The 20151-nt window shown below is 35.6% G+C and carries 16 protein-coding genes; 5 read left to right on the plus strand and 11 right to left on the minus strand.

All coding sequences use genetic code 11. The features are described 5' to 3' along the window. The 4 genes from M4I44_RS13020 to gcvT form a co-directional block, all read right to left on the minus strand. Entirely contained in the window at positions 1–4725 is a 4725-nt protein-coding gene (locus M4I44_RS13020) for a hypothetical protein (RefSeq protein ID WP_249964948.1), read from the minus strand. Between the two features lie 332 nt (positions 4726–5057). After that, positions 5058–5771: a YebC/PmpR family DNA-binding transcriptional regulator gene (locus tag M4I44_RS13025; RefSeq protein ID WP_017498232.1), complete on the minus strand. Its 714-nt coding sequence runs from the start codon at positions 5769–5771 to the stop codon at positions 5058–5060. Positions 5772–5961: 190 nt separating this feature from the next. Further along, the gene (locus M4I44_RS13030) at positions 5962–7992 is read right to left on the minus strand and encodes a S41 family peptidase (protein ID WP_249964949.1); all 2031 of its coding nucleotides are present in this window, start codon (positions 7990–7992) and stop codon (positions 5962–5964) included. A 235-nt stretch (positions 7993–8227) separates the two neighbouring features. Next, positions 8228–9310 (minus strand): glycine cleavage system aminomethyltransferase GcvT, encoded by a 1083-nt coding sequence (gcvT, locus tag M4I44_RS13035; RefSeq protein WP_249964950.1) that lies wholly within the window; start codon positions 9308–9310, stop codon positions 8228–8230. Between the two features lie 257 nt (positions 9311–9567). On the opposite strand from gcvT, the gene M4I44_RS13040 reads away from it, so the two are divergent. The 3 genes from M4I44_RS13040 (at position 9568) to M4I44_RS13050 (ending at position 11746) form a co-directional block, all read left to right on the plus strand. Beyond that, positions 9568–10413, plus strand: a complete 846-nt coding sequence (locus M4I44_RS13040; RefSeq protein WP_249964951.1) for an NAD(P)H-hydrate dehydratase — start codon at positions 9568–9570, stop codon at positions 10411–10413. Positions 10414–10590: 177 nt separating this feature from the next. Then, positions 10591–11373 carry a HipA family kinase gene (locus tag M4I44_RS13045; RefSeq protein ID WP_249964952.1) on the plus strand — a complete coding sequence of 261 codons (783 nt, stop codon included), beginning with the start codon at positions 10591–10593 and terminating at the stop codon, positions 11371–11373. Then, positions 11363–11746, plus strand: a complete 384-nt coding sequence (locus M4I44_RS13050; RefSeq protein ID WP_249964953.1) for a DUF3037 domain-containing protein — start codon at positions 11363–11365, stop codon at positions 11744–11746. The genes M4I44_RS13045 and M4I44_RS13050 overlap by 11 nt, the downstream gene beginning before the upstream one ends. Positions 11747–12103: 357 nt before the next feature. On the opposite strand, the gene M4I44_RS13055 is transcribed toward M4I44_RS13050, so the two are convergent. Next, positions 12104–13216 carry a polysaccharide lyase family 1 protein gene (locus M4I44_RS13055; protein WP_249964954.1) on the minus strand — a complete coding sequence of 371 codons (1113 nt, stop codon included), beginning with the start codon at positions 13214–13216 and terminating at the stop codon, positions 12104–12106. Positions 13217–13434: 218 nt separating this feature from the next. Here M4I44_RS13055 and M4I44_RS13060 point away from each other — a divergent pair, with 218 nt between their 5' ends. Continuing rightward, the gene (locus M4I44_RS13060; RefSeq protein WP_017498240.1) at positions 13435–14004 is read left to right on the plus strand and encodes a Crp/Fnr family transcriptional regulator; all 570 of its coding nucleotides are present in this window, start codon (positions 13435–13437) and stop codon (positions 14002–14004) included. Between the two features lie 189 nt (positions 14005–14193). On the opposite strand, the gene M4I44_RS13065 is transcribed toward M4I44_RS13060, so the two are convergent. The 5 genes from M4I44_RS13065 to M4I44_RS13085 form a co-directional block, all read right to left on the minus strand. After that, positions 14194–14742 (minus strand): HutD family protein, encoded by a 549-nt coding sequence (locus tag M4I44_RS13065; RefSeq protein WP_249964955.1) that lies wholly within the window; start codon positions 14740–14742, stop codon positions 14194–14196. A gap of 266 nt (positions 14743–15008) precedes the next feature. Further along, positions 15009–15515 carry a GNAT family N-acetyltransferase gene (locus M4I44_RS13070; RefSeq protein WP_249964956.1) on the minus strand — a complete coding sequence of 169 codons (507 nt, stop codon included), beginning with the start codon at positions 15513–15515 and terminating at the stop codon, positions 15009–15011. 150 nt (positions 15516–15665) lie between these two features. After that, positions 15666–17198 carry a S10 family peptidase gene (locus M4I44_RS13075; protein WP_249964957.1) on the minus strand — a complete coding sequence of 511 codons (1533 nt, stop codon included), beginning with the start codon at positions 17196–17198 and terminating at the stop codon, positions 15666–15668. A gap of 382 nt (positions 17199–17580) precedes the next feature. Continuing rightward, positions 17581–17817, minus strand: coding sequence for a hypothetical protein (locus M4I44_RS13080; protein ID WP_249964958.1), 237 nt, complete (start codon positions 17815–17817; stop codon positions 17581–17583). Between the two features lies 1 nt (position 17818). Continuing rightward, a complete protein-coding gene (locus M4I44_RS13085; protein WP_249964959.1) occupies positions 17819–18325 on the minus strand; it encodes a hypothetical protein in 507 nt (168 codons plus the stop codon). Positions 18326–18461: 136 nt separating this feature from the next. Here M4I44_RS13085 and M4I44_RS13090 point away from each other — a divergent pair, with 136 nt between their 5' ends. Next, the gene (locus M4I44_RS13090; protein ID WP_249964960.1) at positions 18462–18857 is read left to right on the plus strand and encodes a helix-turn-helix domain-containing protein; all 396 of its coding nucleotides are present in this window, start codon (positions 18462–18464) and stop codon (positions 18855–18857) included. 182 nt (positions 18858–19039) lie between these two features. Here M4I44_RS13090 and M4I44_RS13095 read toward each other — a convergent pair whose 3' ends face one another. Further along, complete coding sequence (locus M4I44_RS13095) at positions 19040–20023, minus strand: YaaC family protein (protein WP_249964961.1); 984 nt, start codon at positions 20021–20023, stop codon at positions 19040–19042. Positions 20024–20151 lie beyond the last annotated feature (128 nt).

Below are 20151 nucleotides of genomic sequence, written 5' to 3' on the forward strand. Positions count from 1 at the left end.
CTAATTTGTTTTATTGAATGTAAAAATTGAACTGGTACCAGCTTGTCCACCAGGAAGGATATAATTTAATCTGACATTGTAAGTGCCATCTTTTATCATTGGAAATCTTCCTGTTATGATGTAATTGTATTTATCTATCATAGCCCTATTCTGACTGTTCAAATACTTATTAACTACTTTATACTGAATTTTGATAAAATCGTCTTTATAGTAGAAAGGTTGGTTGTAGCGATATGGCAGCCTGTCTCTTAAATAAGAACTTTTTGGATTATTTATTAAATCTGACAGGTAAGAGGTGATTATTTCCACTCCTCTAACCGGAGGATTTCCTAAAAGGCTCGTATTTCTGTTTAAAGTTAAATCGGCTTCTAAAGGATATCCCTGATAAATCAATGGATATATATCATTCTTAAAATAGCTGTCGTCTAATACGGCCTCAACACTTACCAATGGAACGTTCATTGATTGAGGTGTTCCGGCGATTTCGATTTCATCAAAAGCTTCAGTTGCGGTGTTTTCGGCATGCAATGCATGAATATCGGCTTCAATAATTTCAATGTGTGTTTTACGTGCTTTCTTAGCAGTCATTTTTTCCTGAAAAGTATTGTATTGACTAGTATTGAAATTGTATTGTAGCAATTCGACACCCTGACCACCCGTTAGCGTTTCTGCCAGTTTATTACTTTTAACTTCTACATTGGCATTGGTACCAAGATCCTGCTTGTCAAAACTTTCATTCAGGTTGGCATTAGCGTCTTTTGTAGTTTCCAGTGTCATTAAGGATAAACTGTATGGTTTTAGGTTTTCTAAAGCGGGTAAACTAACGATTACCTTTTTTGAATCAGCTTTGTAACCTATAGTACCATTTGTCGTTTTACTTCCGGTTTTATAGGTTGCTTTTTGTGATTGTCCCGGTTTCAGATCAAATAAATATGCCTGTCCAATTTTTAGCACAACATACGCTTCTTTACTCTCGTTTTGATACACATATTTTTGATCAAAAACAGGGTAGCTATAAGCAATATTGCTTACCGGAATGTTATTTGGTGCCACACCAGTCGTGAAAGTTCTGGTTTCTGTTTCCATTGCCACCTGACCCTGGTCCATAATAGTTTTCCATGCACCATTTGCATATTCCTGAAAACTTACTTTTACCGTTAAGGTTAATTCTGATTTTTCAGGTAATATTTCAAATGAATTAAAACTTACTAAATCATTTGTTTTGTTCCAGCTTAAGTTACCAATCACAGGGACTCCGCCTTTCTTGACGGTATATTCTTCGAGTTTGAGGCGATAGGTTTTAACCCCGTCATCTCCTTCAATATTAAAGTTTTTATCGACAGGCATATTAAATCCAACCTGAGGTACGGTAAAGACATCTACATCTTTAGCTCCCTGAGCTGGAGTGATATCGGCAATAGATTTTAAACCTTCTAACGGATTTGCGGATATGAATTCGCACTGTTCTCCAAATTCAAGTTTGAAACGGAAACTACCTCTTACGGCGCCACCAAGAAGGCTGAATTCACCAGCCATATAGCCTCGAATCCATACCGGATTTGGCAGTTTGGCCTGTAATAAAACAGCACCTCCACCTTTTATAATGGATATTTTCTTTCGTATAAAAAACAGTTTAATATTAATTCCAAGTTCCCCTTGCATATAGGCATACGACTGACCATTAGCGTACCAACCGTTTATACCAATTTGTCCTGAGCCCTTACATTGTGCTTCTCCATAATCTTTAACCATAATATCAAATCCAAATCCAGCTTGGAAATTGGCGTAGAACATTAAGAAACTCAAGTTTCCGGTTTTAATGCTAAAATCAGAACCAAAGGCAAATCCTTTTCCTGAAGCAATGCTGTTTTCGTCACGCATATAATTCAGTTTAGCAACATCAACTCTTAAAAGTTTTGCAACAATATCGGGTGGAGGAGGACTGCCCGGAATATCATCCCCAAGCATAAAATAACCACCGGCTTCAACTTCGACAGACCCAATAGCCAGTTTTATACCCAAGCGATCCGTAGGAGTACCCGCACGGATGTACCATTTGTCCGGTCCAAAGTGTAAAACGGCCCAACCCGCTCTGTTACCGGAAGCACGGCCTTGTATGAAACCACCCGGGGTATCAATATATAAATCGAAGGTACCGTGTAATGTTTTTGCTCTAAAATCGTATTCGATCGCTGCATAGGCATTGATACCCATACTGTTTTTTACATCATTTGGATAAAGCTGTTCTGCTGCGGCCGATAAATTGCTTGTTTTTAGTGCTTCAGTTGCGATCTGACCCATTAACGATTCATTTTCGGTAACCGTCTGTAAGGCTTTTGTTAGTTCATCAGCCCCCGGAATTTCAAATGGCTGCATGATGTGCCCTTCTCCATAAATACTGATTCTATTAAGACCGCCATGTTTATTAAAAGCAATTTCGAAACCAGCACCTCCCCAAAAAGCATTTGCTGTTGCAGTACCCGCAAACTTAATCATTGCCTTAACTCCTAATCCTGAATCTGCGTCAGGTACATAATTTGATTTCGATGCTACAAAAGAAGAACTAAAGCCGTCTTTTTTCATTTGATAATAAGCACCACCACCAAAACCTTTAAAAGTAATGGCTCCGGCAGGAATATTTAAGTTGTCTACCATGGCATCTACGTACCAATATCTAAAAGTAGTAGATCCAAAAATAGCATTGGCTTCTACTTTGATACCTCCTGTAAAATCGGCCGATACACTTCCTTTGAAACCATTTCCATAAACAGGATCATTATCCATTATGGCAATGCTTCCTTTAAATTTTACACCACCTAAGTCTGCGGCAACTTTTATTTCCTCAAACTTAATGCGTTCGTATTTCCATTTTTGAATTCCCTTTTCTCTGTCGAACGACCCAATCACATAAAATTTAGTCTGGCCGTTAAACTGATTTTTCATGATGTTAATGGCAACATCAACTTTCAGACTTGCCGATACATCTGTAGCGACGAGAGAAATTTCGTTAATGGTAACAGGAAAATTACTTACTGCGGCATCTTTTTCCTGAATGTGTTTGTAACCAAAATAGTCTGCCGTTAGATAAGGCACAACAGTCTGCAAGGTTAAATTCTGGAAAATGATTCCTTTAAAATTAATAGCTTCCTTTTTCTCCCCATCAGCATTAGTGGTTTCAGAAGATTTAATGGGTGAGTTAGCAAGTTCAGCCGCAGTAGTATTTTTATTGCTGCCTTTTAATGCTAAACTTCCGTAAAGAACCGCTTTTGGTAAAAACTTCCCGTCTTTTACCTTTAGTTCCAGATAAGAGTTTTTTTCTAAAGAAGCCGTCGCTTTAAAAGCCTGAAAGCAAATATTGTTGGTTACATCAGCTTTAAGGATATATTCGTTGTCTACAGGGTTGATGATGGCATTGTAAGCTAATCTTCCTCTCGATTTAGGATCACATTGGGTATTTTCTTCTGAAGAAACCGGTAAAACAATTTCACCATTGAAGGCGGCCGCTGTTAATGAGTTGGCCCTGAATTCCATCTCAATATGGTCTAATGAAAACTGCCATCCTGAAGCACTTCCTTCTTTAAGGCTAAAAACATTATCACCTATAAATTTTCCGGAAACCCCCATTCTGTCGATTAAGAGATTGGCCGCTTCAAATTTAACCCTCTTGTTTTCGTCTCTCTTATTGAACTGTTCCGGTAATACAACTTTTAGGGATTTGACATAAAAACCTCTCCATAAATTTTCGTTACCAGGCACCAGATAATCTTTTACATAATCTGCATCCGGCCATTCGATTTTATCAGAGTTTCTAATATCACTTAAATCAATTACAGCATTGTTTAACTCAAAAGCAGGGCCTTTGCCCTGATAAGAAGTCAACTGAAATTTGGGTAGCGATATCTCAATCAGAATATCATTCCAATTGGATACTATGGTCTGAAATGAACCTCGCACACGATTCGGAGCAGGGATAAGCTTGTAATCATCGTCGACAGGTTCGAGAAAGTTTCTTGAAAATTCAACATCCGCTGCAATTCCGAGTTCCTTAAAACCATTACAGTCAATTGTTACATAAGTCTTTTTTTGTACAACTCCTGTAGACATCTCCATACCTCCTTTTAAAATAAGTAAGGCATTTTGACCATTTATATTAATGGGAACATCTCCGAGTAAAACTAAATTCGTTGCCCCAACCAATCCGCCTTTATGAGAAAGCTTAATACCGTTAGCACCAAAAAACAATTCTTTTGGTTTTCCAAGTGAATCATTTTGTGGGATCACGATTTTTACAAAAGCCGTCAGTTCCGTATATTCAGGAGTGAATTTGGCGCTACTAATACCAAGCATGTATTGTATACCTCCAATGGTCTTTTTTATACCAAGAGGAAGCATAGATAATTTTTTCGGCTCTAATAAATCAGTAAGGTTATCGTTTTTGGCAATTTCCTTAAAAACAGACATGGCCAAATCACGATCTTTATTGGTCTCTTGTGAAACCGGAAAGTTCTTTTTTAAGAAGTCATTTGTGAATTCGCTTTTTGGAGTCTGATAATAGCTAAGAGAATTGTTTAACAGCCCAATTTCGTCTTTTGGAAGATTTTTAGAAATAAAAACCTTCTTTGAATTGGTAATGGTATCAGAAGTATTAGAAAAGCAGTTTATGCTAACTAAAAATAAAATAATACTTGCAATAAAAGGAAATAACTTAAGAGTAGTTTTTTTCAAGTCTTAGTAGGTTTGGTTGGTATTAGGCAATATATATTTCATGAGGGATTCAAACCGAAGTAGTTCTAATTCCTTAATCAGATATCGTTTTTAACAGGAAAGGAGAAGTTTATTGGTGCTATACTTTCTTTTCGGAGTATTAGGTTTTAGGTTGAAAGCCATAAAATACAGAGGCTTATTTTCTTTATAGTCATTTTGTTAAGTTTGGTTTTGTTAAAATTTTGCCAAACATAAGCAATCTTTAAGAATATTCTTTACGGCTTTCCACATTAGGGCAAAAAAAAACTCCGGAGAAATCCGGAGTTTGATGTATGGTGTTGAAATGTAGGTATTTACTCTTCTTTCATTGTGTGATAAACATTCATTACGTCGTCATCTTCTTCGATTTTTTCGATTAGTTTTTCAACGTCTGCGATTTGAGCTTCCGTAAGTTCTTTTGTAATTTGAGGGATACGTTCAAATCCTGAAGATAAGATCTCCAAGCCTCTGTTTTCCAGTTCTTTTTGTAAAGCTCCGAAGCTTCCAAAAGGGGCGTAGATTAAAATTCCGTCTTCGTCTTCAAAAACTTCCTCGGCACCAAAATCAATTAGTTCTAACTCTAATTCTTCAGCATCAATTTCACCTTTTGTAATTCTGAAATTACAAGTATGATCAAACATAAACTCAACAGAACCCTGTGTTCCCATTGTTCCGTTACATTTGTTAAAATAGCTTCTGATGTTCGCTACCGTTCTGTTATTATTGTCAGATGCTGTTTCAATTAAAATAGCAATTCCGTGTGGAGCATATCCTTCAAACAGAATTTCTTTATAGTTGGCAGTATCTTTATTACTTGCATTTTTTATCGCACGCTCGACATTGTCCTTAGGCATGTTAGCGGCTTTTGCATTTTGTATTACAGCTCTTAATCTAGAATTGGCCTCCGGGTTGGGACCACCTTCTTTAACGGCCATAACGATATCTTTACCAATTCGGGTAAATGTTTTAGCCATTGCTGACCAACGTTTCATTTTTCTTCCTTTTCTAAATTCGAACGCTCTTCCCATTTCTAATTTTTAGTTTTGTGTGGCAAAAATACGGTTATTCCTTATTTTTCCAAAATCAATTGAATTCTTTTTTAGTGATAGTTAGGACTTAGAGGTTAAAAAGTTTAAAGTTTACGGTTTAAGGTTATCCGAACTCCCTTTTGTAAAGTAGAAAGTCTAACGTCCAATGCCTACAGTTTATAGCCTAGAACTATTTCCATGCATTAAACTCATTAATAACATTTACGGCTTCATTTAGATAGGGATTCGTTTTTAGATTGTCAATCTGGTATTGGTTGATCGTTTTGTCATTAGGGTATACACCCAGCAGAAACTGATTTACTGTCGAATTATACACATCCAGAGGGTTGTTTTCATCGTTAAAAGTATTGATTTCGGTCCAAAGTGAGTTCACTACTTTTTTCTGTTTGAAGACAGCATCTATAGTCATCGGTATTTCGGCTTTTGGAGTATTGATAAGTTTATCAATTTTTTGATTGATCTCTTTTATGTTATTGAAAAAGTAATTGTCTGCCAATCTTGTTGTACTATTTTGAGCTAATTTGTCGATTAGGGCTCTTTTTACATAAGGCTTAAATTTTAAAGACGGTGTGATACTATCATTTTTAATGGCGGTAGGAAAATTGCTTTCTCGTTGATAAACATTTTCATAGAATTCAGGAAGAATTACATCCGGTTTTACTCCGATATATTGATGACTTTTACCTGTAACTCTGTAAAATTTGTTAATTGTAATTTTTAAAAAATCAGTGTTTTTAGTTTCGTCAAGCGAAAGAATGGTTTGCATGGTCGCTTTCCCAAGCGTAGTACTTCCTAATAATAAAGCACGGTTATAATCCTGTAATATAGAGGAAAAGAATTCACTTGCCGAGGCAGTATTGCTATTGACCAAAATAACTATCGGACCTTTATAAATCAAACCTTTATAAGGATCATTGATAATCGATTTTCCCTGATTACGATCTACAACTATAGAAAGTGGTCCATAGTCAATAAACATTCCGGCTAGTTTTATTGCTTCTTCCATCGATCCGCCACCATTGTCAATCAAATCAATTACGAGTCCTTTTATATTGTCTCTTTCCAGTTTTATAACTTCGCGAGCCACATCATCAGCACAGCCTTTTCGGCTATTGCCTTCTAAGTCAGCGTAGAAACTTGGAATTTTGATGTACCCAATTTTACTTTCCTTTCCTACAATAAAGCTAAAAACAGAATTCTCTTCGTCTTTCATCACCTTTTTTTCGATATAAACGTCAAAGCTTTTACCCGAGTTTCGTTTTAAAGTTAGGGTGATGCTTTTGTTAGATTCCGATAAAATCAAAGTTGAGATGGATTCCAGCGAAGCACAGGAAACCTGCAAAGTTTCTTTTTGGTTGGATATTGAAATGATCTGATCGCCTTTTTTGATCTGACCTGTTTGATAAGCAGGACCATTAGGATCAACTTCGGCTACAATGATTTCATTCTTTTCATTTAAATTGACAGTCATCCCTAAAGATAAATGTTCTTTAGAGAGTGACGCCACAAAGCTCGTTTTAGAATCGTCACTAAAATAGGCAGAATGCGGATCAAAGTAGGTACAAAAGAAGTTGTAGAACTTTTCTTCCTGTCTGACATTTGTCTCTAAAAGCGTATTGATTCGGCATATTTCATTGGATAAAATTAGTTTTTTTGATTTGGACTCTATCGATTGAAAATTGACTTTAATTGAATCTAAATTGTCACTTAGTTCGGCTATCTCATCCAAGATCTGGTAGCGAATTTTTTTTAGCCATACTTTTTCAAGGTTTTCTTTTTTAAGGTAAAAAGGAAATGATTTTTTATAAAACCGGATAGTATCTGTTTTGCTGTAATCGATAGGTGCGGTTTGAATTTTTTCAAGAACCTTTTTTGTTCTCAAAAGACTTTCTTTGTATTTGGAAGTAATATCAGCTAAAAAACTGCAATCATTACTAAGAATAAAATCGTCCAGGTTTTTGCGGTATTTCTCTGCCATTTCATCATACTCCGTTTTAAAAAAAATATTTCGGGAAGGATCTAATTCGTTGATCAGATTATCAAAAACAAAAATCGACAAGCTATCATCAACGGGTTTTGGTCGGATGTGATCTTCCTGAATAACGGCATTTATTTTGTTGACTATTTCGCAAGTGGAATCGCCACTTTGACTAAATAGAATATTTGTGGTTAGAATCAACGCCAGTGCTATTTTTTTCATAAATCGGAATCTTCGTTCAGACTAAAATTACGTTTATTTTTTCATAAAAGGATATACTTTTCTAAAAATTCTTACATTCAGATAAATTTTATTCTGCGAAGTTTCCGCCACGAATTCACGAATTTGGCAGCCTTTTTTATTTACAATCATTTGTGAATTTGTGGCAGAAAAAAAACTATAAAAAAAATGCATCACTTGTTAAGCAATGCATTTTTAGAATATTTAGGATAAAATATTATTTTTTATAAAAAGGTAATTTAACCACTTTAGCAGCTACATCATTTTTTCTGATTCTGATAAATATATCGCTGTCAACGGCACTATTATTTACCGTAACATATCCTAATCCAATACCTTTGTTCATAGAAGGAGACATAGTTCCTGACGTAACTACACCAATCACAGCACCTGAAGCATCTACAATCTCGTAGTCATGTCTTGGTACCGCACGCTCCTGCATTTCGAAAGCAATTAGTTTTCGGGTAACACCTTCTTCTTTTTGTTTTTTCAGATTTTCAGAATTGGTAAAATCTTTAGTAAACTTAGTAATCCAGCCTAATCCGGCCTCTAAAGGTGAAGTCGTATCGTTAATATCATTTCCGTACAAACAGAATCCCATTTCAAGACGTAAAGTATCACGAGCGGCTAATCCGATAGGTTTAATTCCGAAAGCAGCACCCGCTTCGAAAACTTTATTCCAGATAGCTTCAGCATCGGCATTTTTACAGTAAATTTCAAATCCGCCAGAACCGGTATAACCAGTCGCAGAAATAATTACATCGTTGAATCCTGCAAAATCAGCTACTTCAAAATGATAATAGGTAATAGCTCCTAAGTCGATAGAAGATAAAGACTGCATAGCTTCAACCGCTTTTGGTCCCTGAATGGCCAATAAAGAATAATCATCAGAAATGTTTTTCATCTCAACACCCAAATCATTGTGTGAAGAAATCCAGTTCCAGTCTTTTTCGATATTTGAAGCATTTACAACCAGTAAATATTCTTCTTCTTTCATTTTATATACAATCAAATCATCTACAATTCCACCTTCGTTGTTTGGCAGACAAGAATATTGTGCTCTTCCGATCGTTAAAGTCGAAGCATCATTTGAAGTTACTTTTTGAATCAAAGCCAAAGCATTTGGACCTGTCAACAAAAATTCTCCCATATGCGAAACGTCAAAAACGCCCACACTGTTACGAACTGTTTCGTGTTCAGCATTTACGCCCTCATAGGTAATAGGCATATTGTATCCGGCAAAAGGTAGCATTTTCGCTCCCAAACTCTCATGTATGTGCGTAAGCGCAGTATTTTTCATTGTGTTGTTTTATAAAATTGTGTCGCAAATTTATTTAAAAAATATCGAAGATTTATATACTAAATTATTAAAATTCGCAATATTCTTGCCCGATTTATGCATACGAAGCAATATCCCGCAGTTTCAATAGTTTTTTGCGTTTTGGTTTTCTAAGGAATGAAAGAAACATACTAGCGACAACAGAATTTGACTTTAGGATCTTACGGAGTGCCTACATCTTTATTTTTTATGTAACTTTAAGTAATTAAATCTGTCTGATGAAAGATCCATTTCTAATTACAAGAGAAGAGGTTTTAAAATTTCTCAAACCGGTAAATCCGATAACTCATAAGGGACTTCAGGGGCATGCGGTTATCATTGCCGGAAGTTACGGAAAAGTAGGAGCGGCTGTTTTAGCTTCAAAATCCTGTTTAAAATCAGGTTGCGGACTAGTAACTGTTTTTGTGCCCAAATGTGGTTATCAAATTCTGCAAATCTCGATTCCCGAGGTGATGGTAATAACTGATGAAAACACTAATTTCCTTACCAGCATTCATCTTCCGTTAGTACCACAGGCCATCGGAATTGGACCCGGAATAGGAGTGGAGCTGGGTACTCAAAAAGCGCTTTTTGAGTTTTTAAGAGTGAACAAATCTGTTTTAGTATTGGATGCTGATGCTCTGAATATTTTGGCAGAAAATTTAACCTGGCTCGAATTAGTTCCTGAAAATACTATTCTGACCCCACATCCGAAAGAACTTGAGCGTTTAATAGGTAAGTGGAATTCAGAATCGGAAAAATTTCAAAAAACGATTGCTTTTTCAGAAAAGTACAAAGTAATCATTGTCATGAAAGGCGCACCAACCTACATCATCATTAAGACTGAGATTTACGAAAACACCACCGGTAATGCAGCTTTAGCCACTGCCGGAAGCGGAGATACCCTTACAGGAATCATTATAGGCTTACTGGCTCAGGGCTACGAACCTAAATACGCAGCAAAACTAGGCGTTTTCCTCCACGGACTTACAGCCGATATTGCGTTGCCAAAAACAGGTTATGAATCTTTTACAGCTTCTACTATTATTAAGTATTTGGGAAAAGCTTTTTTGAGTTTGGTTTAATTTAACCGCAGAGTTCGCAAAGTTTTACACAAAGCCTTGCGAACCTTTACGCTTTATAAAAATCTTAAAGACAAAACCCTCGCGAACTTTGCGGTAAAAAAAGTCTAAGCAGTCCAAGCAAATCTAATATTCTAAAAATCCAACAATCTAAAAATCTAAATTACTAAGTTTGTATTCATGAAAAACAACTTCGATCTCAGAACAGTAAACGTCATGCGTTATATAACGCCATTGCGCGAGGGAGGTTCTTTACCTGCTTTGGCAGAAGCCGATGACGATTTTAAATACGTCTTAAAATTTAGAGGAGCCGGTCACGGTGTAAAAGCTTTGATTGCCGAATTGGTGGGTGGACAAATCGCAAAAGCCTTAAAATTGCAGCTTCCGGAATTAGTTTTCGCCAATCTTGACGAAGCGTTTGGAAGAACCGAAGCTGATGAAGAAATTCAGGATTTACTGCAGGGAAGTCAGGGATTAAATCTAGCACTCCATTTTTTATCGGGAGCCATTACATTCGATCCTGTTGTGACCACCGTTGATGCTAAGCTGGCTTCGCAAATTGTTTGGCTGGATGCTTATATTACCAATGTCGACCGTACTTTCAAAAATACAAATATGTTAATTTGGCATAAAGAACTATGGCTGATTGATCATGGTGCATGCTTGTATTTTCATCATTCCTGGAACAATTGGGAACAGCATGCTAAAAGTCCGTTTGCATTAATTAAAGACCATGTTTTACTGCCGCAAGCTTCGCTTTTAAAGGAGGTAGATGCTGAATTTAAAGCACTTTTATCGCACGAAATATTAGAAGAGATTGTAAATACAATTCCACTGGAATGGCTGCAATGGGAAGATGCCGACGAAGAACCGGAAACCTTGCGAAATGTGTATTTGCAGTTTTTGCAGACCCGATTAAATCATTCAGAAATCTTTGTAAACCAGGCGCAAAATGCAAGATAATCACTTATATGAGTATGCCGTAATCCGCGTGGTGCCTAGAGTAGAGCGTGAAGAGTTTCTGAATATCGGAATCATTTTGTTTTGCAAAAAAAAGAAATTCATAAAAGTTCTTTTTCATCTGAATAAAGATAGAATACAAGCCCTTTCTGCCGATTTTGACATCGAACAGTTAGAATGTAATTTAACGTCATTAGAAAAAATTGTTAATGGAGCCAAAGACGGCGGACCAATCGCTGAATTTGAGATTCCGGAACGTTTTAGATGGCTCACAGCCATTAGAAGTTCTGCAATACAAACGTCAAGACCTCATCCGGGCTTATGTCAGGACTTAGAAAAGACGATTCAGAGATTATTTGAAGAATTGGTGCTTTAGAGGAGGTTCAAAGTAGCAAAGTTTTTTTTAACCGCAAAGGACACAAAGAATTACGCAATGTTCGCAAAGTTTTTAGGTAAAGCTTTGCGAACTTTTATATTTCATAAAATTTAAAACAGATTAAAATCATTGCAGTTTTTGCATCAAACCTGAAACTTGAAACCTGAAACCTGAAACTTGAAACTTGAAACTTGAAACCTGAAACAAAATAACCTGAAACAAAATAACCTGAAACAAAATAACCTGAAACAAAATAACCTGAAACAAAAGAAACTTGAAACAAAAAAACCACGAACTACAAAACTGTAATCCATGGTTCCAAAATAAAACTAACTTGTATTTATTATTTGTAACTGATTAAAACGATCCGCAGATATTGCCGCCTAAAGTTGCTCCTGCATTGGCAGAGATATCAGCTTTAACAGCAGTTTTGTTCAGTTTTACGATCGAATAGGGTGGAGTAAAAGCAGTACCACTTCCGGCTTGATTTCCGGTTGTATTGGTGAAAACATTGTCTGTTGCTGTAACAGCAGTAAAACCGCTCATTAGATCGATAGGAGTTTTTACACCTTCAAAAACGTTGCTTTCTACATTTAGACTTGCTTCAAAACCTGCGGCAATACATTTATTACTTACCGTACTGTTAAAGAAGTTGTTTACCAGATGTACTTTTCCAAAACGCACTCTAGGCATTCTTTCTTTGCAGCCCGGAGCCCACCAGCAGCGAGCGAAAGTGATTCGTAATTTTCCACGATCGGCAGTTGCACCATCACTGGAACCAATTAAATTAGAATACCTGTGATCGTCAGAACCTCCGGGGCCTCCGGCTTTAGGAGCTTTTAAATAACCGAATTTTGTATACGAAACCGTAACAAAATCTGATTTATTTTTGATGTCGAAGTTCCCGTCAACCCCATCTCTGAATTCACAATGGTCTACCCATACATTTTGACAATCATCTAAAATTGCATTGTCCCAGCCATCTGTGTCATAAGCACCCGGGCCTTCAAAAATAAGATTTCTGATAATCAGATTCGTGCATCTTTTAATGTTGATGATACCCGAACCGTCTTTCGTTTGATTGGTCGAAACCAGTTTGGCACCGCTTGCACCGTAAATGGTTTTGCCACTTTGATCCTGAAGTGATAATCTTGTAGTAACCGTAATGGTACCGGTAACTTTAATCACTTTTACAGCACTGTTTTCGATAGCCGATTTCAGTTGTGTATAATTCGAAACTACTTCTTCCGGAGAGGAACCTCCACCAGTTGTCCCTCCATTTTGAGAAGCCCATCCCGGAACCTGGGCACAGTTTCCAATTTTTGCCGTCAAATTGCCGGAAGTTGTTGTAGAGGTCTCGATAGTAGCATTTTCACTACTTTGCGGTGCAGCAATTTCTTCGGTATTACAGGCTGCAAAACCGAAAATCAATGTCAATAGAAACACTGAGATTGTTGATTTAAATTTCATAATAATTAAGTTTGGTTAAATAGTTAATAGTGCAAATCTGCTTATAATTAGGATGAAAAAAGTTGAACAAGTTCAATGTTTTGAAAATAATTTACTGTTAAATGTGTTTTCGGTAGCTGTTACATTACAAAAAAGTATATTTTTGTGTAATCGATTGCATTATTTTTCATTCATTCACCTGCTTACGCCCCTGAGTAAGAATAAAAAGTAAATACCATATGTATAAAGACCTACGATTAAGTATCGAGCGCAAGATTCCGTTAACAGATGAGGAATGGAATTTTGTAGTTGAAAAAGTAAAGTTTATTAAACTTAAGAAAAACGAATTTCTGCAGATTCAGGATTCAAAGAATTCTTATGAAGGCTTTATTTTGAAAGGTACTTTTAAAACCTATATTTTAAATGATAACGGAACCGAAAGTGTCATTTTTTTTTCTTTCGAAAATGAATGGATTTGTGACCTTGAAAGCTTCTATCATCAAAAGCCTACGACTTATAATATCAAAGCAATAGAAGAAAGTGAAATCCTGGTGATCAGTAAGAAAAACAAAGCACTTTTGTTTGAGCAGGTACCCAAGTTGATTCAATTTCATATTTTAATGGTTGAAAGGGCTAATATTGCCATTCAGCAAAGACTTATAGATCTTCTGAATAAAACTTCTAAGCAAAGGTATCTGGAGTTTATAAAGCGCTATTCGCATAAAGCAAATAAAATCAATAACCGGAATTTATCCTCTTATCTGGGAGTTTCTCACGAGTTTTTGTCAAAGATTAAGAGGAGCTGCTAAGGTTCTAAGAGGCTAAGGGGCTGAGTTTTTTTAGGAGTATGCTTTGATAAATAGAAGAAAGAGGCAAGAAGAAAGAAGTATAAACTTTGTGTCTTTGTGCCTTTGCGAGCATATACTGTACCAGTTAAGAAAGCTTTGCGAATCTTTGCGTAAAACTTTGCGAACGTTGCGGTTAAATTCATTTCGGAATTAAAAATCCAATACTCCAAAGAGGCATTTATTAGAAAATCGAAATGCTATATCTGTCTTTTCCGGATTTTCAATGACCAGTAAATCATAAGGTTTTAGATCGTATGGCTTGTCATTAATCTGAATAACGGTTGTATCTAAAGAAAATAAAAGTACGATTTGAGCATTACAATTTTGATTAGCAGCTGTTATTTTCAGTTGATGGTGAGATATTTTTTCAGAAACCATCCAGTTAAAATCCATACCTTTTGTATAAGAAGTTACAGCATCATTGGAGTTAAATTCCATGATTTCATATTGACCATATACCTTTTTCTCTTGGTTTATCTCGATATTCAGGCCGTTATCAAGCATAACCAGATATCGGTGATAACCTTTAAATTGAGTAAATACCGATGGTTCCTGCTCTATGGTAGCACTGCTTATTCTGAATGCGAAATCTCTATCGGCGTAGTTTGCTGTTTTTGGATAGATCATATATTCATACGTCAATCCACCGCTCCAAACTGCGGGTTTACAATTTTCTTTGGGTAAAAGGTGTAGGATCATTTTTTTATTATTGGAGGTTCAGAGAGGCAAAGTAACAAAGGTTCAAAGGTTTTTTCTGAGGTACTAAGGCTCTAAGGTGCTGAGTTGCTAAGTTTTTTATCATCTTAAAAAATAATTTCGCAAAATCAAAGAAAGTAAAAACTAAAACTTTGCATCTTAGCGACTTTGCGAGATTAAAAAGAAACCTTTGCGAGCCTTTGCGTAATTCTTAGCGAACTTTGCGGTAAAACATGAAACATGAAACATGAAACATCAAAGAACTAAAACTAAATAACCTTCTCTAAGTAAATAAACTCCAGAGGTTCTTCAGAAATAGTAACGTGAATCTCACTTACCGGAAAAGCTTCTCTCTCGCCAGTATCAACGTAGCCGTGACGTTTGTACCACGCAATAAGTTCTTCCCGAACGGAGATCACCGTCATAATAATACTGGATAATCCCAAAGCTTTTGCATGATTTTCAGCTTCTGCCAACATCTTTTTTCCGATACCGCTGTTTTGTAATTCCGGTGAAACCGTTAACATTCCGAGATACAATTGGTGTCCTTTTTCGACCAATAAAACTGAACCAATAATTTGGTCATTTTCGGTGTATTTTAGCATAGTGTTTTTAGGATCCAGAAAAATTTCGGTCATTTCCTGTTCGTCAGTTCTTTTTCCTTCCAATAAATTGGCTTCGGTTGTCCAGCCTTTTTTGGAGGTTTCACCTCTGTAGGCCGAATTGATTAAAGCAGTTAACGCTGGAATGTCCTGTAAGGAAGCTTTTGTAATCATGAATTATTGTAGTTGTAATTTTTTCACGCAGATTTAACTGTTTTCTAAGACCATTATAAAATAATCTAAGTAGTCTGCTAAATCTGCGAGAGAAATTTTTATTTCTATGTGTTAAATCAATTTTTGTTCATCAAACCCAAGAGGTTCAATTTAGTATTTTGCAGGTTGTCCTGCTTTAGGTAAGGATTGCTTTATGAAGGTTCTGATGTCTTCGTTGGCAGCTTCCAGATCGGCTTTTCTCAGGTACATCATGTGACCGCTTCTGTAACCTTTCCATGACATTCGATCCGTTAGTTTTCCACTCGGATCCATTTGCCATAAATCGTATTTGGAATTGAAGTAATCACAGGCACCATCATAATATCCGGATTGTACCATGACATGCAAATAGGGGTTTTGAGCCATAGCTTGTCTCAGGTTTTCGCCTGTTTTATCGTTAGATCTGTCCCAAGGATGTACAGAACCAAACATATTGTATTTAAAGTCTGTTTTGTAATTTAAATTGTTGCGCACATACATATTGATGGCTGGCGTAAACGAATGCAGCCAGGAAGTAAGTTCGGCATTAAAATCTGGGCTTTCTCCTGAGTCTTTGCGATCAATCCCTTTGTATCTGGAATCAAGTCTTCCTACCGTATAACCCTTATCTCTTAACAGTTCTTTCCAAAAATAATCATAAGGAAGGTCTAAATTGTTTTGCTGGATCACTTTCTCCGGAATACCGGAATAGCGCGCTATTTTAGCACCAATTTCTTTTCTTTTTTGTTCATCCAAAGAGCCTCCTTTGGTCAAGGCAGGAAGAAGTTCGTTTACGGTAAAATCTTCCACTTCGGGCAACATATCTGTCAAATCTTTGTTTTGCAGATCAGGCGGAAGCATTTTGTGGTACCAGGCAGTAGCTGCGAAATAAGGCAATTTAAGAGCAGCATCAGAAACTACACCACGTGTTATTCCTAATTCAGTTGGAGAAACCAAAATGACTCCGTTAAGATACATCCATTGGCTGTTTTGCAGTTGAAGTGCCAATCCCGAGACACGGGTAGTACCATAACTTTCACCAATTAGGTATTTAGGAGAAGCCCAACGATTGGTGCGGGTTACAAAACCATTGATCCAATCGGCCAGGTATTTAATATCGGCATTTACGCCAAAGAATTTTGTAGTAGGAATGTCTTTGCTTGTAGGTCTGGAATAAGCGGTATTGACAGGGTTTACAAAAACGATATCGGCAACATCCAGAATAGAATACGGATTTTCTTTTATTCCGTAAGGCTGTACAGGATATCCTTCATCATCAATGTTTAAGAGACTCGGTCCTGTGTAAGCAATCTGCATCCAAACCGAAGCAGAGCCCGGACCACCGTTAAAAGAAATAACTAACGGACGTGAAGCCTGATCTTTTACATCAGAACGCTCATAATAGGTGTAGAACAATCCCGCAATGGCTTTTCCGTCTTCGTCCCAAACCGGCATCGTACCCGTTGTGGCTTTATAGGGAACTTTTTGTCCTTTTATGGTAACGGAGTGATTGGTGATAACACTAGCATCCGGATTAAAAGTAAGATTAGAAGGAGAATTTTCTTCTTTTTTTGCTGGAGCTTCTGGAGTTGCTTTAGGTTTTGATTCCTGAGCAGATGAAATTAAGGATCCGGCTAAAAGGAATACAAATAATGTTTTTTTCATAAAAATAGGGTGTTAATAGAAATTAATGCTCTAAACAGGTGGCTGTATTTAGAATTTTTAAAGATATAAAAATAATCATAAGTGAGGATTTTTAATCTCTAAGAGAAGAGAAGTAATTTTAGGGAGGTCTACATAGGGTAGGGATGCCCGTGATTTTTTGGAATGGCCTCCCGCTCAATGTCATTTGGCTAAAGCCTAATTTCTATTTGAATACAAAACCCCCAGCTGAAGCTGAGGGCAATTGAATAGGCCTATTTTAAGGTTTGTTTTTTAGATTTTTTTTTGAATAGCCTCCAGCTTCAGCTGGAGTGAATAAAAGTAAAACAAGAAATAGCTTTAGCCGAAATTGTTGCGATCGTTAGCCTGACGAAGAAACAGATTTCTATATTTTATTTTTTCGTGATTCAAAATAAGCCAAGCGGTTTTCAACTCTTTCAATGATTTTTAAGTCATCGTCGCCATGAATATCTCTGATGTTGTAATTTGGATTTCTCGGATCAGTAGTTTCCTTAAATTCATTTATACCAAGATTAAAAAGTGCTTGTCCAAATCTTTGACTTGGATTTTTTTCTAAATAAGATTCTATTAAATTCAGTATGAGTTTATGTTCTTTCTTCATCTTAAATGTTTTGACTTAAATCTTCTAAAAACTTCTCTGGATCGTTTAGAAATTTTGTTGCATTGGAGGATTTCATACTTTTGAAAATTTCTTCTAATTTGGGATTCAATATTTCTCCTTTTAAATCAATTAAAACGAGTTGGTTGTTTTCGCAAAGTTTTAAAATTGGCTGAAGAGTATTAGTAATATTTGAAGCTTTTCTTAAATCAATGCGAAATCGAAATTCCTTAATTTGGGTTTTATTTTTGCTTAAAAAAATACTACAGTCATTGTCTTCTTCATTTTTTGTATCTCCTTTCCAGCAAAAATAATTTTCATCTCCCCAATCAGCTCTTTTTATGATAGTATCCATTTCGGAGATAATAGAAACGATATCACAATTAAAATCTTTCCATAATGATTTTGTTTCAGGTAAAAATTGTGTCGTATTATTTTTAAAAATGCATTGGTAATCGTTTCGAATAGATTTTTCAGGTACAACGATCAGAAGGTATTGCCAAATAGCCATTTTATGATAAGATTAATAATAGGTAATTACTCTAGAGTTCGCTAATATAGAAATTATGAAAATAGTATCTTACAAAAATAGCTTTGTTTTTTACCGAAATTGAGTTTCGTTTAAGAATTTTAAATATCTTTGAATTATGAGTACAGCAATAAAACCAAAACATATCGGCAGAAATATAAGCCGTATCAGAGAGCTTAAAGATATGAAACAGGAAGCACTGGCACAGGCTTTAGGTACAAGCCAGCAGACTATCTCTACTATTGAAAACAGCGAAACTGTAGACGAACAAAAATTAATTGAGATAGCAAACGCTCTTGGAGTTTCTGTTGAAGCAATTAAAAACTTTTCGGAAGAAGCGGTTTTTAATATTATTGGGAATACCATTCAAGATAATGGAACGCTTTCGACTACTACAGGTAATTACAATTGTACTTTTAATCCTCTAGATAAAGTAGTTGAACTTTACGAACGTTTGGTGCAAGCTGAAAAAGAAAAGGTTGAGTATTTAGAGAAATTACTTGATAAGAAATAATTTTTTTTAATAATATTTTTTTAAAGAGATCTTATTTAGATTTCTTTTTCTTTATGTCGAATTACTAGCGCTAGCGGGAAGAGTTTTTTTCATTATGCATAAATTTTTCAAGTACAAAACCATCTTTAAAAATCAGTCAAATGCCCAAATACTGGTAACGGCTGTTAGTAGCAGGTTTATTTTTAGGTGTCATATGGTGCATCAATAAAGTCTAAGATAATATTCGGATATTTCTCTTGTATAAAATCCATATAATTTATGGCAAAAGGTAAAATTTTATCATTTTCAATACCATTTGTGACATTCATCCAAGTTGTTGGATAATATCTTGAGATTGTTCCAAAAATAAATGTTGTTGCAAACATTTTTCCAATATCATTTAGAAAAATGTTACCTGTAAAAGGTGGTTGAAGGTATGGATCTCCATTAATTTTAAATGAACTTTCCCATTTTTGAGAAATATTTGGCCAATTGTTACTTTCATAAGAAACGATTTTTTGATAGTCATCATCTTTTACACGCAAATTAGGGTATAAGTCATCAGGAAATATCTCTGTAATAAAAGTTATATCTCGAATGCCTATTTTAACTTTATTATTTTCGCAGGATAACGATTCTATCATTGTTGATGGAATTGATAATCCAAGCCAAGATTCTATAGATTTTTTCAAATCTGGAAAAGAATATGATAATTCTTTAAGGCTAAGTTCGAAATCTTTTTCTTCAATATCAAATTCTGATTGCCAATTAATATAATTACTTTTTCCTCTAAAATATGATATGTTTTTAGTTGCTTCAATTAATTCTCGAAAAGTCCCCGAAGAAGTTTTTACTTTTATATTTTCAAGTTTTTTAGTTTTTACAATTGTACTCCAGTTACATATTTTTAAACCGTGTGATGGTTTGATAGTGCTTTCACGAGCAGTTTTATTCAGAATTAGTATTAATCCTCTGCTTAAAGCGACAACTCCATAGTATTGTAATAGGGGTTTTACAGAAATATCGGAATTTAATGAAGATTCAAAATAGCTTCGTCCTTGTTTAAATGCAGATGAAATTTCTAATGCTTTTTCAGTAGTAATAGTATATTGGTATTTTTTCTTAATGTATTGTTTTACTAACTCCTTACTTTCAAATTCTCTTAAAAAATGCCAAGTATTATTCATAAGTGTCTTGATTACAAGTGATTATGTTTTTATTTGCGAAAAACTTGCCACTAAAGTTCTGACGCTACACGAGATTTGGGATTGAAGATGCGAGATTTTTCCATTATGCACAATTTTCCAAGTACAAA

Source organism: Flavobacterium sp. B183 (genome assembly GCF_023539155.1).
In the GTDB taxonomy this organism is placed as follows: Bacteria; Bacteroidota; Bacteroidia; order Flavobacteriales; family Flavobacteriaceae; genus Flavobacterium; species Flavobacterium tructae.